The organism is Candidatus Nitrosoglobus terrae, from assembly GCF_002356115.1.
In the GTDB taxonomy this organism is placed as follows: Bacteria; Pseudomonadota; Gammaproteobacteria; order Nitrosococcales; family Nitrosococcaceae; genus Nitrosoglobus; species Nitrosoglobus terrae.
This window is the reverse complement of the sequence record NZ_AP014836.1, coordinates 82,439-99,528: the sequence shown is the minus strand read 5'-3', so window position 1 is coordinate 99,528 and position 17,090 is coordinate 82,439. Positions and strand designations below refer to the sequence as shown.

Here is a 17,090-nt window from a genome sequence, read left to right as displayed (position 1 = left end):
TGGTGGGCCGTGAAGGATTCGAACCTTCGACACACGGATTAAAAGCCCGGTGCTCTACCAACTGAGCTAACGGCCCTAAGTAGAATAGCTAAAACTTAATTTTACCTGAGTTGCCAAAAATCTCAAGCTATAGTAAGTATTTAACGATAATAAATAGTAGGATCAGCAATATTTGCTTCTAGAAAACCTTGCTTACGAAAGCGACAACTATCGCAAACTCCGCAAGCACGCTTTGCCTCATCTGCCTGATAACAGGAAACTGTACGAGAATAATCAATTCCAAGATTTATCCCTTTTCGAATAATCTCAGCTTTTGAAAGATAAAGTAAAGGTGCTTGAATATGAAATACCTGCCCTTTCATGCTAGCACAGGTAGCCAGATTAGCAAGATATTCAAAAGCCTTAATAAACTCTGGGCAGCAATCCGGATAACCAGAATAATCTATAGTATTAACCCCAATAAAGATATCCTGAGCCTTTAATATTTCAGCCCAGCCTAAAGCAAAGGCTAAAAATAGCGTATTCCTAGCAGGCACATAAGTCACTGGAATAGCCCCTACAGCTATCTTCTCTGGTATTGGGATATTAGAATCAGTTAATGCTGAGCCACCAATTCCTCCCCAATCGACTCTAATGACTTTATGTTCAATTACTCCTAGCAAGCTAGAAATCTCTGCTGCTGCTTGAAGCTCAACTCGATTCCGTTGACTATAGTCAAAGCTTATAGCATAACAAGCAAACCCTAGATCTTTGGCAATTGCCAATGTCGTAGCAGAATCAAGTCCCCCAGAAACTAGAATCACTGCTGTAGGAGAATCATCGTCCAGGTTCTTCTCCCCAAAGGTATTTATGCAGCTGAATTTGCATTCTTACAGGTAAGTGATCTTCTAATATCCACCCAGCTAATACAGTAGGATTAAGCTGATTGTAGCTAGGGGACAATAACACTTCACAGCGCCCAAACAAACGATATTTTTCAAGTATTGTTTTAGCCCAATCGTAATCTTCTCGATCGCAGAGGACTAGCTTTATTTGATCATGAGATAGTAAGTAATCAAGGTTGGCATAAAAATTACGATTTTCTTCCCCTGATCCCGGAGTTTTAAGATCCATAACCTTAATCACTCGTGGATCAACGGCTGAAATATCTAACGCACCACTGGTTTCTAATGAAGTCTCGTATTCGGCATTACAAAGTTGAGCTAGGAACTCTAAACATGCCGGCTGCGCTAAAGGTTCGCCACCAGTTACCGTTACGTAGTGGGTACTAAACGTAGCTACCGTAGTGAAAATCTGCTCTAGATTCATCCAAACCCCTCCCTGAAAAGCGTAATCAGTATCGCAATAGCGACAACGGAGGGGGCAACCAGTTAAACGCACAAATGCAGTGGGATAACCAACAGTGCGGCTTTCTCCCTGTAAAGAGTAAAAAATCTCAGTAATGCGAAGCCGACTCATAGTTAGGGATAGATAGCTATAGTCGTGATTTCTAAGTATGACCCCCGCGCTTCATCTTTTCAAGATATTCTTCAGCCATATGGCTGGCGGTAGAATCAGGGTAATGAGTAAGTACTTCATGGAGCTTAGCTTTTGCTTGCTCCCATTGCTCCAATTCATAATAAGAGAGTCCCTGCTTAAGTATAGCTCCAGGAATTTTAGGACTCTCCGGATATCGGTTAATCAGAGACTGAAAAGCCTCTACAGCTGCGCTAAAATCATGCAGCACGTAATAAGTCTCCCCTAGCCAATATTGAGCATTATCTCGATAACTACTATCTGGATACTCTTGTAGAAAAAGGCTAAAAGCAGTAGCAGCTTCTTTATACTGCCCTTTCTTTAACGTACCAAGTGCAGTCTGATATGCTTGAGTATCTGGATCTGGATCAGCAGATGCTGCAGAAGACGCCTCAGTATCTCCATCTTTAGATACCTCTTCTGTAGAAGATGGCAATAATGCTCCATCAGATAAGCCTAGATCCTGTAGCCGCCGATCCAAATCTGAATACAGCTCCCGTTGCTTGTCCTTCAGGCCATCTATCTCATGCTGTAATTCCTCAATCTCTCCTTGAAACCGACGTACATCCACTTGTAGTTGTTCCACTTGCAATAGCAACTCGGACAATCCTTGTCCTTGAACAATACGCTCCAAGTGCTCAACACGTTGCTCCAGGTTAGCTTTATCACCTGCCTCAACCGTAGTAGCCACCGTTGCTATTTGGACTAAGATTCCTCCAACAAGAAACCAATAAGACTGACGACAAAAAGCCATTATTAATTATTTTAAGGATAAATTATCTCGACTCGACGATTTAGCTGCCAAGCCCCCTCATCATAGCCTTCTACGGCTGGACGCTCTTCTCCATAGCTTACTACCTTGACTTGTTCCTCAGAAGCGCCCATCAAAAGTAATAGACGACGAACCGCATTAGCGCGACGCTCACCTAGCGCTAAATTATATTCTCTAGATCCGCGCTCATCAGTGTGGCCTTCAAGAGATACTTTGATATTAGGGTGTTTTGCTAGATAATCGCCATGGGCTTCAATAGAAGGTCGATCATCCTCTTGGATTTCATCGCTATCAAATTTAAAATAAAATACCTTGTTAGCTAAGGGACTATCAGGGTTGTTCAGAGGATCGCCTTGGTAGGTTTCTCCTTCGGATACTCCTGAAGCCGTTGCACTTTCATCTCCTGAAGCTGTTGCACCTTCATCGGTTAAAGTTTGGTTTTTGTTTGCTGCCAGCATCGCAGAAGGCTCGTTTTTCGTTGTGGCAGAACCACCTGCACATCCTGCTAACCAGTAGACTAGTAGCAGGAGAATGGGAATAGTTAGACGCATATTGCTAAGAACTCCTTTAAGATTTTATTTCTTTAATTTCAAGGTGACCACGCGGGCTCCCTAACTTCATCACCCTGTTGCATCAAACGTTGATGGATGCGCCTATCTACAGAAACAGTAGCTAAAGCCCCCCCTTGAGGGCCTGCGGTAGCATAGAGAATCATGCGGCCATTAGGTGCAAAGCTTGGAGATTCATCCATCTGGGTTTGAGTCAGGACTTGCAAATTTTTACTTCCTAAATCAAGAACAGCGATATGAAATTGTCCCCCTTTATTTTCCCTATGAGTCAACGCTATACGCTTACCATCTGGAGCAAAAGAAGCAGAAGCATTATATGTTCCCTCAAAAGTCAAACGTTTTGCTTGGCCACCTACAGCTAAAACCTGATAAAGCTGCGGCTGCCCCCCCCGATCAGAAGTAAATACAATACTCTTTCCATCAGGTGCCCAAACAGGTTCAGTATCAATAGCAGCATCCCGAGTAAGGCGAGCTAGTTTACCATCCACTAAGCTATAAATATAGATCTCAGGATTACCGTCCTTAGATGAAACAAAGGCAAGTTTACGTCCATCAGGTGACCAATCTGGTGCGCCATTAATTCCAGGAAATGCGGCTACTGATTGTCTCTGGCCAGTACGCAGTTCTTGGATAAAGATCTCTGATCGTTTTTGCTCAAAAGACACGTAAGCTAATTTAGCACCATCCGGCGACCAAGCTGGTGATAAAATAGGCTCCTTTGACTGTAATATGGTACGAGGATTATACCCATCCATATCAGCGACTTGTAAAGCATACTTTTTCCCTCCATTAGCTGCCTTTGCAACCGTTACAAAAGCTATTCTAGAAGTAAAGATCCCCTTTTCTCCAGTTAAAGTTTCATAGATTAAATCAGCAATTTGATGAGATAAATGGCGCAGATCTCCTGCCGGCACTTTATAGCGTCGTCCTACTAGCTGCTGTGCCTTATATACATCAAGTAGCTGAAAGCTTACTTCATATTGATCCCCTCCTAAATTAATTACTTTACCAATAACCAACCCCTCCGATCCTAATCGCCGCCAATCTTGAAATCTAACTTCAGAAACCTCATGGGGTCTAGAAGGCAGATCTTTTTCTGGAAGCGGAGTAAAACGCCCACTGAGAGCTAAATCAGCGCTAATAACAGCAGATACATCCTCCGGCGGAGCACTGGCACCGCCCTCATTCCCAAACGGGACAATGGCAATAGGCAAGGCAGCCTCTATACCCCCAGTAATCTCAATGGTGAGTACTGCTGATACATTTGGCATAAATATTAACAGAGACAGTATCGACAAAAATTTAAATATCTTTATATTCATTATTAACAACTCGATCCAGGACAGAATTTAAAATTGAAGCTTTGCAGCTTTGCTACCGCTGCAGCATCTGCAGGTAGTGGTAAAGGGGAGGCTTTATAAACAGCTGCCTGCGCCGAACGATCAAAGGTCAGATCACCGCTACTTTCAACGATTTTAACATTACGAACCTCACCAGTTCGAAGTAATTCTACCTGCAGTACTGTAACCATATTATCTTGAGTACCAGGAGGGCGAATCCAATAACGTTGTACCCGTGCTTGTAGCTGCGGAATAAAATGTTCAATGGCTATCTTAGTTTGCGTGGCCTTTTGTTCTGCATCAATACTGGCTTGTAGTTCCTGTTGGCGGCGTGCGTCTTCTTCAGCCTTACGACGATCTATTTCTGCTTTCTTACGATCTTCTTCTTTTCGTTTAGTCGCTTCCGCTTGACGCTTCTCTTCCTCTAAACGTCGCTTAGCTTCAGCTTGCTTTTTTTCTATTTCTGCTTTGTGCTGTGCTTCTTCCTTAGCCTTTTTTTCAGCCTCTATCTGCTTAAGCTGGGCTTGATCCTGTTGTTTTTTTTGCTCCTCAGCCTGTTTTCGTTTTTTTTCTACTTCTACTTTGTGCTGTGCTTCTTCCTTAGCCTTTTTTTCAGCCTCTATCTGCTTAAGCCGGGCTTGATCCTGTTGTTTTTTTTGTTCCTCAGCCTGTTTTCGTTTTTTTTCTACTTCTGCTTTGTACTGTGCTTCTTCCTTAGCCTTTTTTTCAGCCTCTATCTGCTTAAGTCGTATTTGTTCTTGTCGTTTTTTTTGTTCTAATTCCTGTTGCCTCTTTACTTCCTGCTGTGCTTTTTTAATTACTTCTTGTTGCTGATGCTGAAGTTCTATAGCTTGTTGCTCAGCCACTTTAAGCTTAGAAGGTATTGTTTTCTGAGGGTCTGGGATAACTTTCTGCTGCTGATCTAGCTTAGCTAGAAGACTTTCTTTATCTATAATTATGGCTTGGACAATAGCGGGAGGATAAGTATTTGCTAGCTTAGATCGGGGTGTCCAACTAAAACTAACCATGACTATTCCAAGTAGAATTCCATGTACTAATAAAGCTAGTGAAAAGGGAGATGGTGTCCTGCGTAAGCTCTCCATGAACAAGATCAAAATTAAATTAATGGGGCTTCTGTTTTACGGGCATTTCAGTAATTAATCCGATATGGGGAGCGCCCGCCTGCTGTAATAAAGCCATTAGCTTTACTACTTCACCATAAGGAACACTACGATCGCCTCCAACAAGAACAGGTGTGTTAGGTTTGTGGCGCAAAATCACAGTAGCTTTATCCAGTAACTCATTAGCGGTTACTGGCTGATTTGGCGTTTTACCTATATCAATATAATAGCGCCCTTGGCTATCAATATTCACTAATAAAGGTTCATGGTCTTTAGAGGACTCTACCGGATTAGCATTTGCCTGGGGTAACTCTACTTTTACGCCTTGAGTTAGCATAGGCGCTGTAATCATAAAAATTACTAATAACACCAGCATAACATCAATATACGGTACTATATTAATTTCAGACATAAGCCGACGTCGCTTATATTGCTGAGAAAAACGCATATTGTTCTAATTTAGGAGATATAAATTTGGCGCTGTAAAATAGCAGAGAACTCTTCCAGAAAAGCATCATAACGATTAATTAAACGTTCCACCTCATGAGCGTAACGATTATAAGCAACAACTGCAGGAATAGCCGTAAATAGTCCCATGGCAGTGGCGATTAATGCCTCGGCAATCCCAGGAGCCACCATCGCTAAAGTAGCCTGATGAGCTCCTCCCAAGGTTCGAAAGGAGTTTAAGATTCCCCAAACAGTACCAAAAAGACCAACATAAGGGCTAATAGATCCGGCGGTTGCTAAAAAGGGTAATGAAGCTTCCAGAGTATCCATCTCCCGCGCTAAGGAAATCCGCATGGCTCGCTGAGAGCCATCTAACACCGCTCGTTGCTCTGCGCTTGCCTGTTTACGCAATCGCCCGAATTCTCTAAATCCAGAAAGAAAGATTCCTTCCATACCTCGTAACGGAGGCTCACGCATAGCCAATTCAGCGTAGAGGCTATTGAGTTCTTTGCCCGACCAAAAGTAATCTTCAAATTCATCAGCAGCTTTTTTAGCTTGCTGCAGCTCGTTTCGTTTACGAAAAATAAGAGTCCAAGAAGTTATAGAAGTCGCTAATAATAACAGCATGACTAACTGAACTAAAAAGCTAGCTCCAGTTACTAAACCAATTAAAGAAAGATCAACAGCCACCGGAAATCTCCGTAACTATCAGCTTAGGAATAGGGCGGGGGCGAAAAGTCTGTCCATCTAAGCATGCCACCTTAACTTCAGCCCGACACAGGTCATCTCCCGCCTCTCGCTGTACTATTTGAGTAAAATTTAAGCTTGCACCGCCATAGCGCAGAATACGCGTATGTACCTTCAGCCAATCATTAAAATACCCTGGTTGCAGATAATCTAGGCTTAAAGATCGTACCACAAATACTATTCCGTATTCTTTAAGCAAATCATTTTGCTCAAAACCAATGCTGCGTAACCATTCAGTTCGAGCACGCTCCATAAACTTAAAGTAATTAGCATGATAAATTATGCCACTGCTATCCGTATCCTCGTAATAAACTCGGATTGGCAATACAAACTCATTCATTCAAAAAAGATCTGAGGATTCCTGCTCTACTGGGGTTAAACTAAAATGAAGGTAGGCGTTGCGCGTTGCCATTCGGCCTCGTGATGTCCGCGTTATAAAGCCTTGTTGAATTAAAAATGGTTCTATTACATCTTCAATCGTACCCCGGTCTTCGCTAATAGCAGCCGCTAAGCTATCGATTCCCACGGGACCCCCATCAAATTTCTCTATTATTGTTAGCAGTAGTTTACGATCTAAAGTATCAAAACCATTAATATCTATATCCAGCAGATCTAATGCTCTTTGTGCTAGTTGGTACGTTACTCGGCCATCTCCTTTGATCTCAGCATAATCTCTCACTCGCCGTAACAAACGATGAGCAATTCTAGGGGTCCCTCGAGAGCGACGTGCCACCTCTAAAGCGCTCCCAGCTTCTAAAAGTAACCCCAGAATACGAGCTACCCGTTCCACAATCAAGACTAAATCTTCAAGTGCATAAAACTCTAAGCGCTGGATAATACCAAATCTATCCCGTAGAGGAGAAGTCAATAGCCCAGCCCTAGTAGTAGCCCCTACTAAAGTAAACGGAGCTAAATCTAGTTTAATTGAACGCGCTGCAGGGCCCTCACCAATCATGATATCAATTTGGCGATCTTCCATAGCCGGATAAAGCACCTCTTCTACTATAGGACTCAATCGATGAATCTCATCAATAAAGAGCACATCTCTTGGTTTTAGATTAGTTAACAAGGCTGCTAAATCACCCGGACGTTCTAGCACTGGCCCAGAAGTTTGGCGCAAATTTACTCCTAGCTCATGGGCAATAATATGGGAAAGCGTCGTCTTACCTAAACCGGGAGGTCCAAAAATCAATACGTGATCCATAGCCTCTCTCCGCGCTCGGGCTGCTGAAATAAAAATTTTCATCTGCTCCTGTACCTTTGGCTGACCTACATAATCAGCCAATACGGTGGGGCGTACAAAAAATCCAACGGCCTTCTCCTCTCTGGTTTCTTGAGTGGATAATAAGCGCTGGCTTGAGTTCATGATTTCATCCCTATCTGTAAAGCTCGACGAACGATCTCCTCGGTTGTAAATCCTTTAATATCGAATTGGCGCACTATCTGACTAGCCTCCTGAGCCTTATAGCCTAATGCTATTAGCGCGCTAACTGCATCTGCTATTACTGCTCGGTTTTGATCAGCTGTACTCCCTTCTACGCTACCTCTAGGAATATTAGCAAGCCGATCTCGCATCTCTACAATGAGGCGCTCCGCCGTTTTTTTACCCACCCCTGAAATCTGAGTTAAACTGGCCACATCTCCTTCCTGAATACAGCGGATAAAAGATTCAAAGTCAATCTCAGAGAGAATAGCTAATCCTAGCCTCGCACTGACACCATTAGCCCGAATTAAACTGCGAAATAATCCCCGCTCTTTCGCACTAGCAAACGCATATAGTAAATGAGCATCATCCCGCACTATCAGATGAGTGTATAAAGTCACCTCAGCGCCCATTTCAGGAAGGGCATAGAAAGTAGACATCGGTGTTTCTAACTCATACCCTACACCCTGAACATCGAGTAATAAAAAAGGGGCTTTTTTCTCCAGTAAAATCCCCCGTAAACGGCCAATCATCGATAATAGCGTCCTCGCCGACGACCTCTGACCTGCTCCGCCAGCTCAGATAATACAGAACTTGCATGACTATGGCAGATCGCACAAGCTAAAGCATCAGCTGCATCTACTGTAGGCTCAGATGAAAGCTGAAGTAACAACCGCGTCATATACTGAATTTGAGATTTAGCTGCCCGTCCATGACCCACTACAGCCTGCTTAATTTGGGATGGGGTATATTCAAAAACAGGAAGTATTACATTTACAGCAGCACAAATAGCCGCGCCCCGAGCATGCCCCAATTTTAGAGCAGAATCAGGATTTTGATGCATAAAAACCTGCTCTACTGCAACCTCATCAGGATGGTAACGCTCAATAATTGAGGTAATACCTCTAAAAACCTCTCCCAATCGCTCAGCCAATAGTCCATCACCTGTCTGGATATGCCCAGCTGTAATATAGGAAATTTCCTTGCCGTCGGTTTCAATAAGCCCATAGCCCGTAATACGAGATCCAGGATCAATACCGAGGATTCTTGTCATAAATTAAGGAGATTTTGCTAAATACCAGGGCATATTTTCTGTCTCTAGCATGCTTATTGTCTACGCTAACTGAGCCAGCGTCTCCTCAGAAAAATCTGCATTACTATATACTTGTTGTACATCATCTAAATCTTCCAAGGATTCAAGCAAATTTAACATTTTCCTTGCCCCCTCTAACTCCAGCAACACTGTAGTTGAAGCATGTTGGGTAATTTCTGCTTGCCTCGGCTTTAGATCAGCGTCTTCAAGCGCTTTTTTAACAACTAAAAAAGCTTCTGGATCTATCAATACCTCTATTGAGCCGTCCTCATGAGTTACCACATCTTCAGCACCTGATTCAATGGCTACTTCCATAATATTCTCTTCAGGGCTTCCCTTAGGGTAACTAATAATTCCTTTCTTGCTGAATAAATAAGCTACTGATCCTTCAGTACTAAGGCTTCCGCCTCCTTTACTAAAAGCATGACGAACCTCAGCTACTGTGCGATTACGATTATCTGTCATGCAATCGACCATTATCGCTACACCATGGGGGCCATAACCTTCATACCGAACTTCCTCATAGGTTATCCCTTCTATATCACCTGTACCCCGTTTGATAGCCCGCTCGACCTTATCTTTAGGCATATTAGCAGCAAGCGCCTTGTCAATAGCGGTACGTAACCTTGGACTAGAAGCTGGATCCCCTCCTTCAAGACGTGAGGCTACTGTGATCTCTCGGATTAATTTAGTAAAAATCTTGCCACGCCTGGCATCTTGAGCCCCTTTACGGTGTTGAATATTGGCCCATTTGCTATGTCCTGCCATAGATATCCTTTTGCTTCTTCACCAGTTAGTTACTATCTAGTTTTAATCCTATACTGGAGTGAGCCACTCCGGATGGGTTTTTCTACGACCATGAACCTGGTCAAAATATAATGTTTGTAAGCGCTCAGTAATAGGCCCTCGGCCACCGCTTCCAATTTTCCGCCCATCCAGCATTCGTATAGGAGTCACTTCTGCCGCCGTCCCCGTGAAAAATGCCTCATCAGCTATATAGACCTCATCTCGAGTAATTCGTTTCTCTCGTAATGAGAATCCCATTTCTTGGGCAAGTTGAACAATCGTATCTCGCGTAATCCCTTCTAAAGCTGAAGTCAGATCCGGAGTATAAAGGACACCGTCACGAATAATAAAGATATTCTCTCCGCTTCCTTCGGCAACATACCCCTCAGAGTCTAATAATAGCGCTTCATCGCAACCCGCCCCTAAAGCCTCCTGCAAAGCCAACATAGAATTTAAGTAATTTCCATTAGCTTTAGCTTTACACATCGTAATATTCACGTGATGCCGAGTATAAGAGGACGTTTTAACCCGAATACCCTTTTCCATGTTTTCAGCGCCTAAATAAGACCCCCAAGACCAAGCCGCTACCATTACATGGACTTGTAAATTATCGGCTCTCAGCCCCATACCCTCTGATCCATAAAAACACATAGGACGAATGTAGGCAGTATCTAAGTTATTCTCCCGTACTACTAATTTCTGAACCTGATTTAGGATCTTTTTATCATAGGGAATTGCCATATTTAAGATATGCGCGGAGCGAAATAAACGCTCAGTGTGCTCCTGTAAGCGGAATATCGCAGTACCCAGTACGCTTTGGTAAGCGCGTACTCCTTCAAAAACACCCATCCCATAATGTAAAGTATGGGTCAATACATGAATCTGCGCCTCACGCCAAGGTACTAGCTTGCCGTCTAACCAGATGACACCATCACGGTCATCCATAGTACTCATTATATTTTATCTCCTTCTCTTAGCTCGAATGTATTATTCATAGTCACCTAAGCTATCTTAGCTTCTAGTAATACAGACCACAAACGCTGAACAGCGTCACGTTCTTTAGCAAATTGTCCTTCTTCTACCCACTCCTCCCGTTCCTGCAAATTAAGTCGGTTAGTGGCCATTCGATAAGCGCAATAAGATTTTATTAACAATGTACTATTTTCCTGTGACATCAATCCGGCTTGCGTAAACCCCTCCAGAGTACGAATATTGTCAGGATATACCAATAAATGTGGATAAGTATGAGCCCAAGCAAGAACCCCATATTGGACTATAAATTCTATATCAACAATACCCCCCTTCCCTTGTTTAAGATCAAAAACCCCTATTCGGCTTTGATCCAGCTGGCTACGCATCTTAGTCCGCATACTACGGACTTCTTCCTGTAATCTAGTTAAATCTCGCTGGCGGACTAAAATTTCTTCTCTCATGGCAGCAAAAGTAATACCAATTTTTTTATCCCCAGCAATAAAACGTGCCCGCACTAACGCCTGATGCTCCCAAGTCCAAGCTTGAGTACGTTGATAATCACAATAGCCCTCTAGGCTACTGACTAATAATCCAGAATCTCCACTCGGGCGGAGACGGGTATCTACTTCATAAAGTTTTCCTAAAGGAGTTAAAGTCTGCAGTATATGAATTAGTCGCTGTCCCAAGCGACTGTAAAATACAATGGGGTGCAATGGTCTGTCACCTTTAGTAAGGGGATCGTTTAGTTTAGCGGTATGCAGAAAAACCACATCCAGATCAGATCCGTACCCTAACTCATATCCACCTAGCTTACCGTAAGCAATAATAGCAAAACCACAATTCTCTAATTCATCTCCACAACTAGGGTGAGGATAACCATGGCGACGCGCCAAATGTTGCCAGCTAAGCTCTAGGGATTTTTGTAGTACTACTTCAGCTAAATACGTCAGGTGATCCCCCACCTTCATTAAAGGTAAAATGCCAGTAATATCAGCCGCTGCTACACGTAAAGACTGCCGCTGGCGAAAGTGACGTAACAATTCCATGTGCTGTTCCAAATCATCCTGAGAAGCAGAGATCAATAATTGCACTAGATCTTCTGTCAGTTGACTATAATTGGGCACTTGATAGAGTGCACGAGGATCTAGTAGATCATCTAGCAATAATGGATAACGAGTAAGCTGGCGAGCAACAAAGGGACTGGCTGCGCATAATTTAACTAATTGAGACAACGCCATAGAATTCTCTATCAGCAAAGCTAAATAAGCTGCTCGTTTTGCTATTGTCTCTAATAATATGAGTACTCGCTGTAAGCATTGTTCAGGCTGATCAGTACTGCCAATAGCCCCCAATAGTAAGGGCATTAACTGAGTCAAACGTCGCTGACCACGGCTATTAAGCGCTCTCACTGTATAAGACTGCCGTAATCTAGCCAGCATTTGTATTACCTTTTCCGGGGAGCAATAACCTGCTGTACTTAAAACTGCCAATATCGCCTCAGATAAATGGCAGGCTAACCAAACTTGAGTCAGATCATTAGGTTGTTCCGTTTGCTTCAAAGCCCCAATATGAGGGGCCGCAAATAATTGCTCAAAATGCTCTTGAACTCGATGTCGATGTCTATTGAGCTGGTATAAAAATCCTTCCCAGTCCTTATAACCCATAGAAAAAGCGAGACGTTCTTGCCCCTCTGCTGAATCAGGTAATATATGGGTTTGCTCATCTCGATAGGCTTGTAACCGGTGCTCAACCCGGCGTAAAAACACATAAGCTGCGCACAGATCTTCCTTAACATAAACAGGAAGGTAATTTCTTTCTGCCAATAGTGTTAAAGTGCGTAGGATTCTTCGATCTTGAAGCGCTACCTCACGCCCCCCTCGAATCAGCTGAAAGGATTGCCCAATAAATTCGATCTCACGAATACCTCCAAGTCCCAATTTAATATTAATATCCGCTTTACTTCCTTGGCGCCGTAGCTCTTGGACAATCAACATCTTCATATCCCGTAAAGCTTCGATAGCCCCAAAGTCTAGGTAGCGGCGGTAAGTAAACAGCTGCAACATGGCGAGTAGACGTTTCCCCGCCAAGTAATCACCTGCTACCACCCGCGCTTTGATCATGGCATACCGCTCCCAATCTCGCCCCTGACTCTGGTAATAGTTTTCCATAGCCTCAAAACTGACTACTAATGGTCCAGAATCACCATCAGGTCGTAATCGCATGTCTACCCGAAACACAAACCCTTCTTCTGTACGCATCTCAAAGCAACGAATGATACATTGCGCTAAACGAGTGAAATATTCTTCATTACTCCGAGTTTTCTCTACCCCCTGAGTCTCTCCGTTTTCTGGATAAGTAAACATAAGGTCAATATCTGAGGAAAGATTAAGTTCCCGAGCGCCCAATTTACCCATTCCAAGAATAACTAATGTCTGCGGCTTTCCAGAGTAAAACCCATAAGGCGTACCCAATTCTTGACTTTGCCAATGGTGCAGACAAGTTAACGCATTATTAAGACAATCTTCTGCTAACTGGGAAAGGTCTCCTAATATTTCCTCAAGGTCAGCCCAACCTGCTAAATCACGCCAAATAATACGAACCATTTCCCGACGACGAAAACGCCGCAATACGGTCATTAATACTGTTTCATTAGTAACGTGAGCAAGCTGTTGTTTGAGGGCTTTAGAATAAAAATCAGGCTCATAGGTTCGAAATAAATCACCGCTTTCTTGTAGATCAAATAACAGCGAAGGCTGGCGAATGCAGCTACTGGCCACAAAATCACTGGCAGCCCATACAGAACATAGCGTTTCTTTAGTCTTTGTTTGCAGCCTTATCTCAGGGCCATTTTGATTTAGGGATTCTTGAAAACGGGCTAAATCCCTTTTAACGCGCCCCTGTAAAAGAGGAGGTAATTCCTGAATTTTTGCTTGCCAATCCATAGACTTTACTCAAAAATCCTAAAATCATTCAAAAACAGGAAGCTTAAAACACAAACTGGCTTCTTAAAAAAAGAGTGCGCCATTTTAAAAGAACCATGACTAAGAATTGGCTAGCAAATGATTATTTACTTCTGATGTAAATAAACCTCTATGGGTACTAAACTTCCTGAATCAAATAGCTGGCTACTTAAGGTTTTTCCTTCAGATATCTCCTGGCTAGATAACTCCTTAACTAATTCAGATTGAGTGGTAGTAGCTAAATTGACACCCTTTGCCGCCGCTAAATTAAACAAAGCATAGGCCACAACCTTATTTTTAGGAACGCCTTGGCCTCTAGAATAGGCAACCCCAAGGTTGTACTGCGCCTTAGCAAGCCCTTGCTCAGCGGCCTTCCGAAACCACTTTACCGCTTGGCTATCATCCTGCGGTACACCATGACCATTAGCATACATGTACCCAAGGAGAGATTGAGCTTTAGCATCTCCTTGCTCAGCCAGCTTCTGGGTAGATTTTACGGTTACGTCCTCTTTACTACCTTCAGCCGTATCAGCCGTATCAGCCGTATTGACCGTATCAGCCGTATTGACCGTATCAGCCGTATTGACCGTATCAGCCGTATTGACCGTAGCCCCTAGGCTATTATTCATTAATAACCCGCTCCCAAAAACAATCAGCAAAAATCCAGCAATACACTTTCTTATCATCATCTATCGCCTATTATTTCAACTATTTTTAACTTTATATCAATCAAGCATCGGATCACTATCTACCGACTGCAACTAGAGTTATCTACATTAAGGGGCATTTGGGATTGCATTCTTTTATTGCCACCCCCATATTAATGGGGTTATCCATCTATAAACAGCAGACGTGAGGTCAGTTTATGCCCAAAACATCAGCCCTAAATGCGATTAAAACGCCTATCTCGCAAGATAGCGCTAAACTGGAAGAAAAAATCCAAACCCTAACTTTACCGATTAAAGGCATGACCTGTGCTAGCTGCTCTAACCGGTTAGAGCGGGTACTAAGTAAGCAATTTGGCATAATCCAGTCTCAAGTCAACTTAGCCTTAGAACAGGCTCATATTCACTTTAACCCTAAATTAATCTCTACCCAAGCAATCTATCAACTGATTACCCAAGCCGGTTTTACTGTACCTATGGAAACGCTAGATTTTAATATTGATGGAATGACTTGTACGGCTTGCACCGTTCGGTTAGAAAAAGTCTTAGATCGCCTATCCGGAGTGAGTAAGGTGGCTATTCATCTAGCCACGGAAAAGGCAATGATAACCGCACCTACTGGGGTACTTAGCTCCGACACGGTTATCACCGCAGTACAACAGGCGGGCTTTACTGCCAAGCCTTTATTAAGCGTAGCAGACAGGGAAGCGCAGGAAAAAGCACAGACCAGTGCTAAAGATCGATATGAACTAAGACAGCTACAGCTTGCTGCCCTTTTAACCTTTCCCTTAACTTTACCCATGCTCATGATGCCTTTTGGTATCCATATTGATTTAGCGCCTTGGATTCAATTTCTATTAGCTACCCCAGTTCAATTCTGGATCGGTCGTCATTTTTATGTAGGGGCTTATAAATCTTTGCGCGGGGGAATAGGTAACATGGATGTACTTGTGTCCCTAGGTACTTCTGCTGCTTGGGGATTAAGTACTTGGAATATTTTGATCTCTAGTAATGATTATTTATACTTTGAAGCCTCAGCAATGGTTATTACCTTAGTTCTACTGGGTAGGCGATTAGAAGGACGGGCAAAGCGTAGCGCAGCCTCTGCAATTCGTGCCCTCATGGCACTACGACCGGCAACAGCTCAGATAGAACGGGCGGGTAAAATTATTACAATTCCGGCTGAACAGGTAGTTACCGATGATATTGTGCTGGTACGACCTGGAGAGCACATTCCCGTTGATGGCGTGATTATTGAGGGAAGTAGCCAGCTTGATGAATCTATGATTACCGGCGAAAGCCTCCCTGTTGCCAGAGGAAAAGGAGAAGCTATTACGGGAGGATCAGTGAATGGAGAGGGGTTATTGCGTATCCAAGCCACCACCGTAGGGGCGGAGTCAACCCTAGCGCGAATCATCCAATTAGTGGAAAATGCTCAGTCCAGTAAAGCTCCAGTACAAAAATTAGTCGATCAAGTGACCCATATTTTTGTTCCCGTAGTCGTCACCATTGCCTTTTTAACCTTTGCCGGTTGGTGGCTACTAGAGGGATCTACAGAAACTGCCTTTAAAGCAGCTATATCGGTACTGGTTATCGCTTGCCCTTGTGCCCTAGGGCTAGCTACCCCCACAGCGCTTATGGTGGGCACAGGCACCGCCGCCCGTCATGGTATTTTAATTCGAGATGCTATTGCTTTAGAGCGCGCGCAAAATAGCGATACGGTAGTTTTCGATAAAACGGGCACTCTTACTGAGGGTCAACCGGCAGTAGATCTTGTCCTCCCAGTAGAAGATAGTGCAGAGACATTACTCCAGCTCGTGGCCTCTGCCCAGCAGGGTAGTGAACATCCTCTAGCTAAGGCAGTGCTGGCTAAAGCTCAGGGGATGGCGCTAAGCCCACCTCAAAATTTTCGTAACTTTCCAGGAAAGGGGTTTAGCACTCAAATTCAGGAACGCACTATTTTAGTGGGTAATCGTCGCTTGATGGAGGAAAATCAGATAGATATCTCTCTTTTACAAGCACAGGCGGCAACATTTGAAAAAACGGGCCATACGATTATCTGGGTCGCTGAGATTAACTCACCATCCCGGCTGCTTGGAATCCTAACCGCTACAGATCCCATTAAAGCAGTAACATCACAAGCCATTTCCTCATTACAATCACGAGGGTTAACCGTAGTGATGCTAACGGGAGATAACTCAGGCGCTGCTCAGGCGGTGGCAGATAAAATAGGCATTAAACAAGTCATTGCTGAAGTCTTACCTGAAGATAAGACCAATCAAATCCAAACATTACAAGCCCAAGGCCGTCGAGTGATTATGGTGGGAGATGGGGTAAATGATGCCCCTGCCTTAGCAACAGCAGATGTAGGTATGGCTATGGGAACGGGCACCGATGTAGCTATGGAAACAGCGGGGATTATTCTGATGCGGGGTGATCCCAGCTTAGTAACTGCTGCTTTATCTATTTCTCGAGCAACCTACCAGAAGATTCGCCAAAACCTGTTCTGGGCTTTCGTATATAACATACTCGCTATACCCTTAGCAGCCTTCGGGATGCTGAATCCCGTAGTTGCTGGCGCTGCTATGGCCATGTCGTCTGTAAGTGTAGTTTCAAATTCCCTGTTGTTGCGCCGATGGCAGCCAAAACTAATTTAAAATCAACGTTAAATTTAATTTTA

Annotated in this window: 17 protein-coding genes and 1 tRNA gene; 1 reads left to right on the top strand and 17 read right to left on the bottom strand. The window is 43.6% G+C overall.

Translation table 11 applies throughout. The features are described 5' to 3' along the window. The 17 genes from TAO_RS00535 to TAO_RS00455 form a co-directional block, all read right to left on the bottom strand. Positions 1 to 76: transfer RNA gene (locus TAO_RS00535), tRNA-Lys, on the bottom strand. A 64-nt stretch (positions 77 to 140) separates the two neighbouring features. Beyond that, entirely contained in the window at positions 141 to 827 is a 687-nt protein-coding gene (gene queC, locus TAO_RS00530) for a 7-cyano-7-deazaguanine synthase QueC (protein ID WP_096526138.1), read from the bottom strand. Continuing rightward, positions 817 to 1,458: a 7-carboxy-7-deazaguanine synthase QueE gene (gene queE / locus TAO_RS00525; RefSeq protein WP_096526137.1), complete on the bottom strand. Its 642-nt coding sequence runs from the start codon at positions 1,456 to 1,458 to the stop codon at positions 817 to 819. Before queE ends, queC begins: the two co-directional genes overlap by 11 nt. 31 nt (positions 1,459 to 1,489) lie before the next feature. After that, on the bottom strand, positions 1,490 to 2,269 hold the full coding sequence (gene ybgF / locus TAO_RS00520; protein WP_096526136.1) for a tol-pal system protein YbgF: 780 nt from the start codon (positions 2,267 to 2,269) through the stop codon (positions 1,490 to 1,492). Positions 2,270 to 2,280: 11 nt separating this feature from the next. Next, on the bottom strand, positions 2,281 to 2,838 hold the full coding sequence (pal, locus tag TAO_RS00515) for a peptidoglycan-associated lipoprotein Pal (protein WP_096526135.1): 558 nt from the start codon (positions 2,836 to 2,838) through the stop codon (positions 2,281 to 2,283). A gap of 38 nt (positions 2,839 to 2,876) precedes the next feature. After that, positions 2,877 to 4,127 (bottom strand): Tol-Pal system beta propeller repeat protein TolB, encoded by a 1,251-nt coding sequence (gene tolB / locus TAO_RS00510; RefSeq protein WP_231910517.1) that lies wholly within the window; start codon positions 4,125 to 4,127, stop codon positions 2,877 to 2,879. A 53-nt stretch (positions 4,128 to 4,180) separates the two neighbouring features. Beyond that, positions 4,181 to 5,299 (bottom strand): cell envelope integrity protein TolA, encoded by a 1,119-nt coding sequence (gene tolA, locus TAO_RS00505; RefSeq protein ID WP_096526133.1) that lies wholly within the window; start codon positions 5,297 to 5,299, stop codon positions 4,181 to 4,183. Positions 5,300 to 5,318: 19 nt separating this feature from the next. Then, positions 5,319 to 5,765, bottom strand: a complete 447-nt coding sequence (gene tolR, locus TAO_RS00500; protein WP_096526132.1) for a protein TolR — start codon at positions 5,763 to 5,765, stop codon at positions 5,319 to 5,321. A gap of 11 nt (positions 5,766 to 5,776) precedes the next feature. Further along, entirely contained in the window at positions 5,777 to 6,454 is a 678-nt protein-coding gene (gene tolQ, locus TAO_RS00495; protein WP_096526131.1) for a protein TolQ, read from the bottom strand. Continuing rightward, positions 6,444 to 6,851: a tol-pal system-associated acyl-CoA thioesterase gene (gene ybgC, locus TAO_RS00490; protein ID WP_096526130.1), complete on the bottom strand. Its 408-nt coding sequence runs from the start codon at positions 6,849 to 6,851 to the stop codon at positions 6,444 to 6,446. The genes tolQ and ybgC overlap by 11 nt, the downstream gene beginning before the upstream one ends. Next, positions 6,852 to 7,877: a Holliday junction branch migration DNA helicase RuvB gene (gene ruvB, locus TAO_RS00485; RefSeq protein ID WP_096526129.1), complete on the bottom strand. Its 1,026-nt coding sequence runs from the start codon at positions 7,875 to 7,877 to the stop codon at positions 6,852 to 6,854. Continuing rightward, the gene (ruvA, locus tag TAO_RS00480; RefSeq protein WP_096526128.1) at positions 7,874 to 8,467 is read right to left on the bottom strand and encodes a Holliday junction branch migration protein RuvA; all 594 of its coding nucleotides are present in this window, start codon (positions 8,465 to 8,467) and stop codon (positions 7,874 to 7,876) included. The genes ruvB and ruvA overlap by 4 nt, the downstream gene beginning before the upstream one ends. Further along, complete coding sequence (gene ruvC, locus TAO_RS00475; protein ID WP_096526127.1) at positions 8,464 to 8,988, bottom strand: crossover junction endodeoxyribonuclease RuvC; 525 nt, start codon at positions 8,986 to 8,988, stop codon at positions 8,464 to 8,466. Before ruvC ends, ruvA begins: the two co-directional genes overlap by 4 nt. 60 nt (positions 8,989 to 9,048) lie before the next feature. Beyond that, the gene (locus TAO_RS00470; protein ID WP_096526126.1) at positions 9,049 to 9,795 is read right to left on the bottom strand and encodes a YebC/PmpR family DNA-binding transcriptional regulator; all 747 of its coding nucleotides are present in this window, start codon (positions 9,793 to 9,795) and stop codon (positions 9,049 to 9,051) included. 48 nt (positions 9,796 to 9,843) lie between these two features. Further along, a complete protein-coding gene (locus tag TAO_RS00465) occupies positions 9,844 to 10,767 on the bottom strand; it encodes a branched-chain amino acid transaminase (protein WP_096526125.1) in 924 nt (307 codons plus the stop codon). A 47-nt stretch (positions 10,768 to 10,814) separates the two neighbouring features. Next, positions 10,815 to 13,727 (bottom strand): bifunctional [glutamate--ammonia ligase]-adenylyl-L-tyrosine phosphorylase/[glutamate--ammonia-ligase] adenylyltransferase, encoded by a 2,913-nt coding sequence (glnE, locus tag TAO_RS00460; protein WP_096526124.1) that lies wholly within the window; start codon positions 13,725 to 13,727, stop codon positions 10,815 to 10,817. 125 nt (positions 13,728 to 13,852) lie between these two features. Continuing rightward, entirely contained in the window at positions 13,853 to 14,434 is a 582-nt protein-coding gene (locus TAO_RS00455) for a tetratricopeptide repeat protein (RefSeq protein ID WP_096526123.1), read from the bottom strand. Positions 14,435 to 14,610: 176 nt separating this feature from the next. Between TAO_RS00455 and TAO_RS00450 the strand changes: the two genes are divergently transcribed. Beyond that, on the top strand, positions 14,611 to 17,067 hold the full coding sequence (locus TAO_RS00450) for a heavy metal translocating P-type ATPase (RefSeq protein WP_096526122.1): 2,457 nt from the start codon (positions 14,611 to 14,613) through the stop codon (positions 17,065 to 17,067). Positions 17,068 to 17,090: the final 23 nt, after the last annotated feature.

Coding starts and splice junctions, on each gene's coding strand:
- tolB (WP_231910517.1), bottom strand. CDS start 4,127: ATGCCAAATGTATCAGCAGTACTCACCATTGAGATTACTGGGGGTATA.
- TAO_RS00470 (WP_096526126.1), bottom strand. CDS start 9,795: ATGGCAGGACATAGCAAATGGGCCAATATTCAACACCGTAAAGGGGCT.
- glnE (WP_096526124.1), bottom strand. CDS start 13,727: ATGGATTGGCAAGCAAAAATTCAGGAATTACCTCCTCTTTTACAGGGG.
- ybgF (WP_096526136.1), bottom strand. CDS start 2,269: ATGGCTTTTTGTCGTCAGTCTTATTGGTTTCTTGTTGGAGGAATCTTA.
- queE (WP_096526137.1), bottom strand. CDS start 1,458: ATGAGTCGGCTTCGCATTACTGAGATTTTTTACTCTTTACAGGGAGAA.
- ruvA (WP_096526128.1), bottom strand. CDS start 8,467: ATGATTGGCCGTTTACGGGGGATTTTACTGGAGAAAAAAGCCCCTTTT.
- TAO_RS00455 (WP_096526123.1), bottom strand. CDS start 14,434: ATGATGATAAGAAAGTGTATTGCTGGATTTTTGCTGATTGTTTTTGGG.
- tolR (WP_096526132.1), bottom strand. CDS start 5,765: ATGCGTTTTTCTCAGCAATATAAGCGACGTCGGCTTATGTCTGAAATT.
- ybgC (WP_096526130.1), bottom strand. CDS start 6,851: ATGAATGAGTTTGTATTGCCAATCCGAGTTTATTACGAGGATACGGAT.
- pal (WP_096526135.1), bottom strand. CDS start 2,838: ATGCGTCTAACTATTCCCATTCTCCTGCTACTAGTCTACTGGTTAGCA.
- ruvC (WP_096526127.1), bottom strand. CDS start 8,988: ATGACAAGAATCCTCGGTATTGATCCTGGATCTCGTATTACGGGCTAT.
- TAO_RS00465 (WP_096526125.1), bottom strand. CDS start 10,767: ATGAGTACTATGGATGACCGTGATGGTGTCATCTGGTTAGACGGCAAG.
- ruvB (WP_096526129.1), bottom strand. CDS start 7,877: ATGAACTCAAGCCAGCGCTTATTATCCACTCAAGAAACCAGAGAGGAG.
- TAO_RS00450 (WP_096526122.1), top strand. CDS start 14,611: ATGCCCAAAACATCAGCCCTAAATGCGATTAAAACGCCTATCTCGCAA.
- tolA (WP_096526133.1), bottom strand. CDS start 5,299: ATGGAGAGCTTACGCAGGACACCATCTCCCTTTTCACTAGCTTTATTA.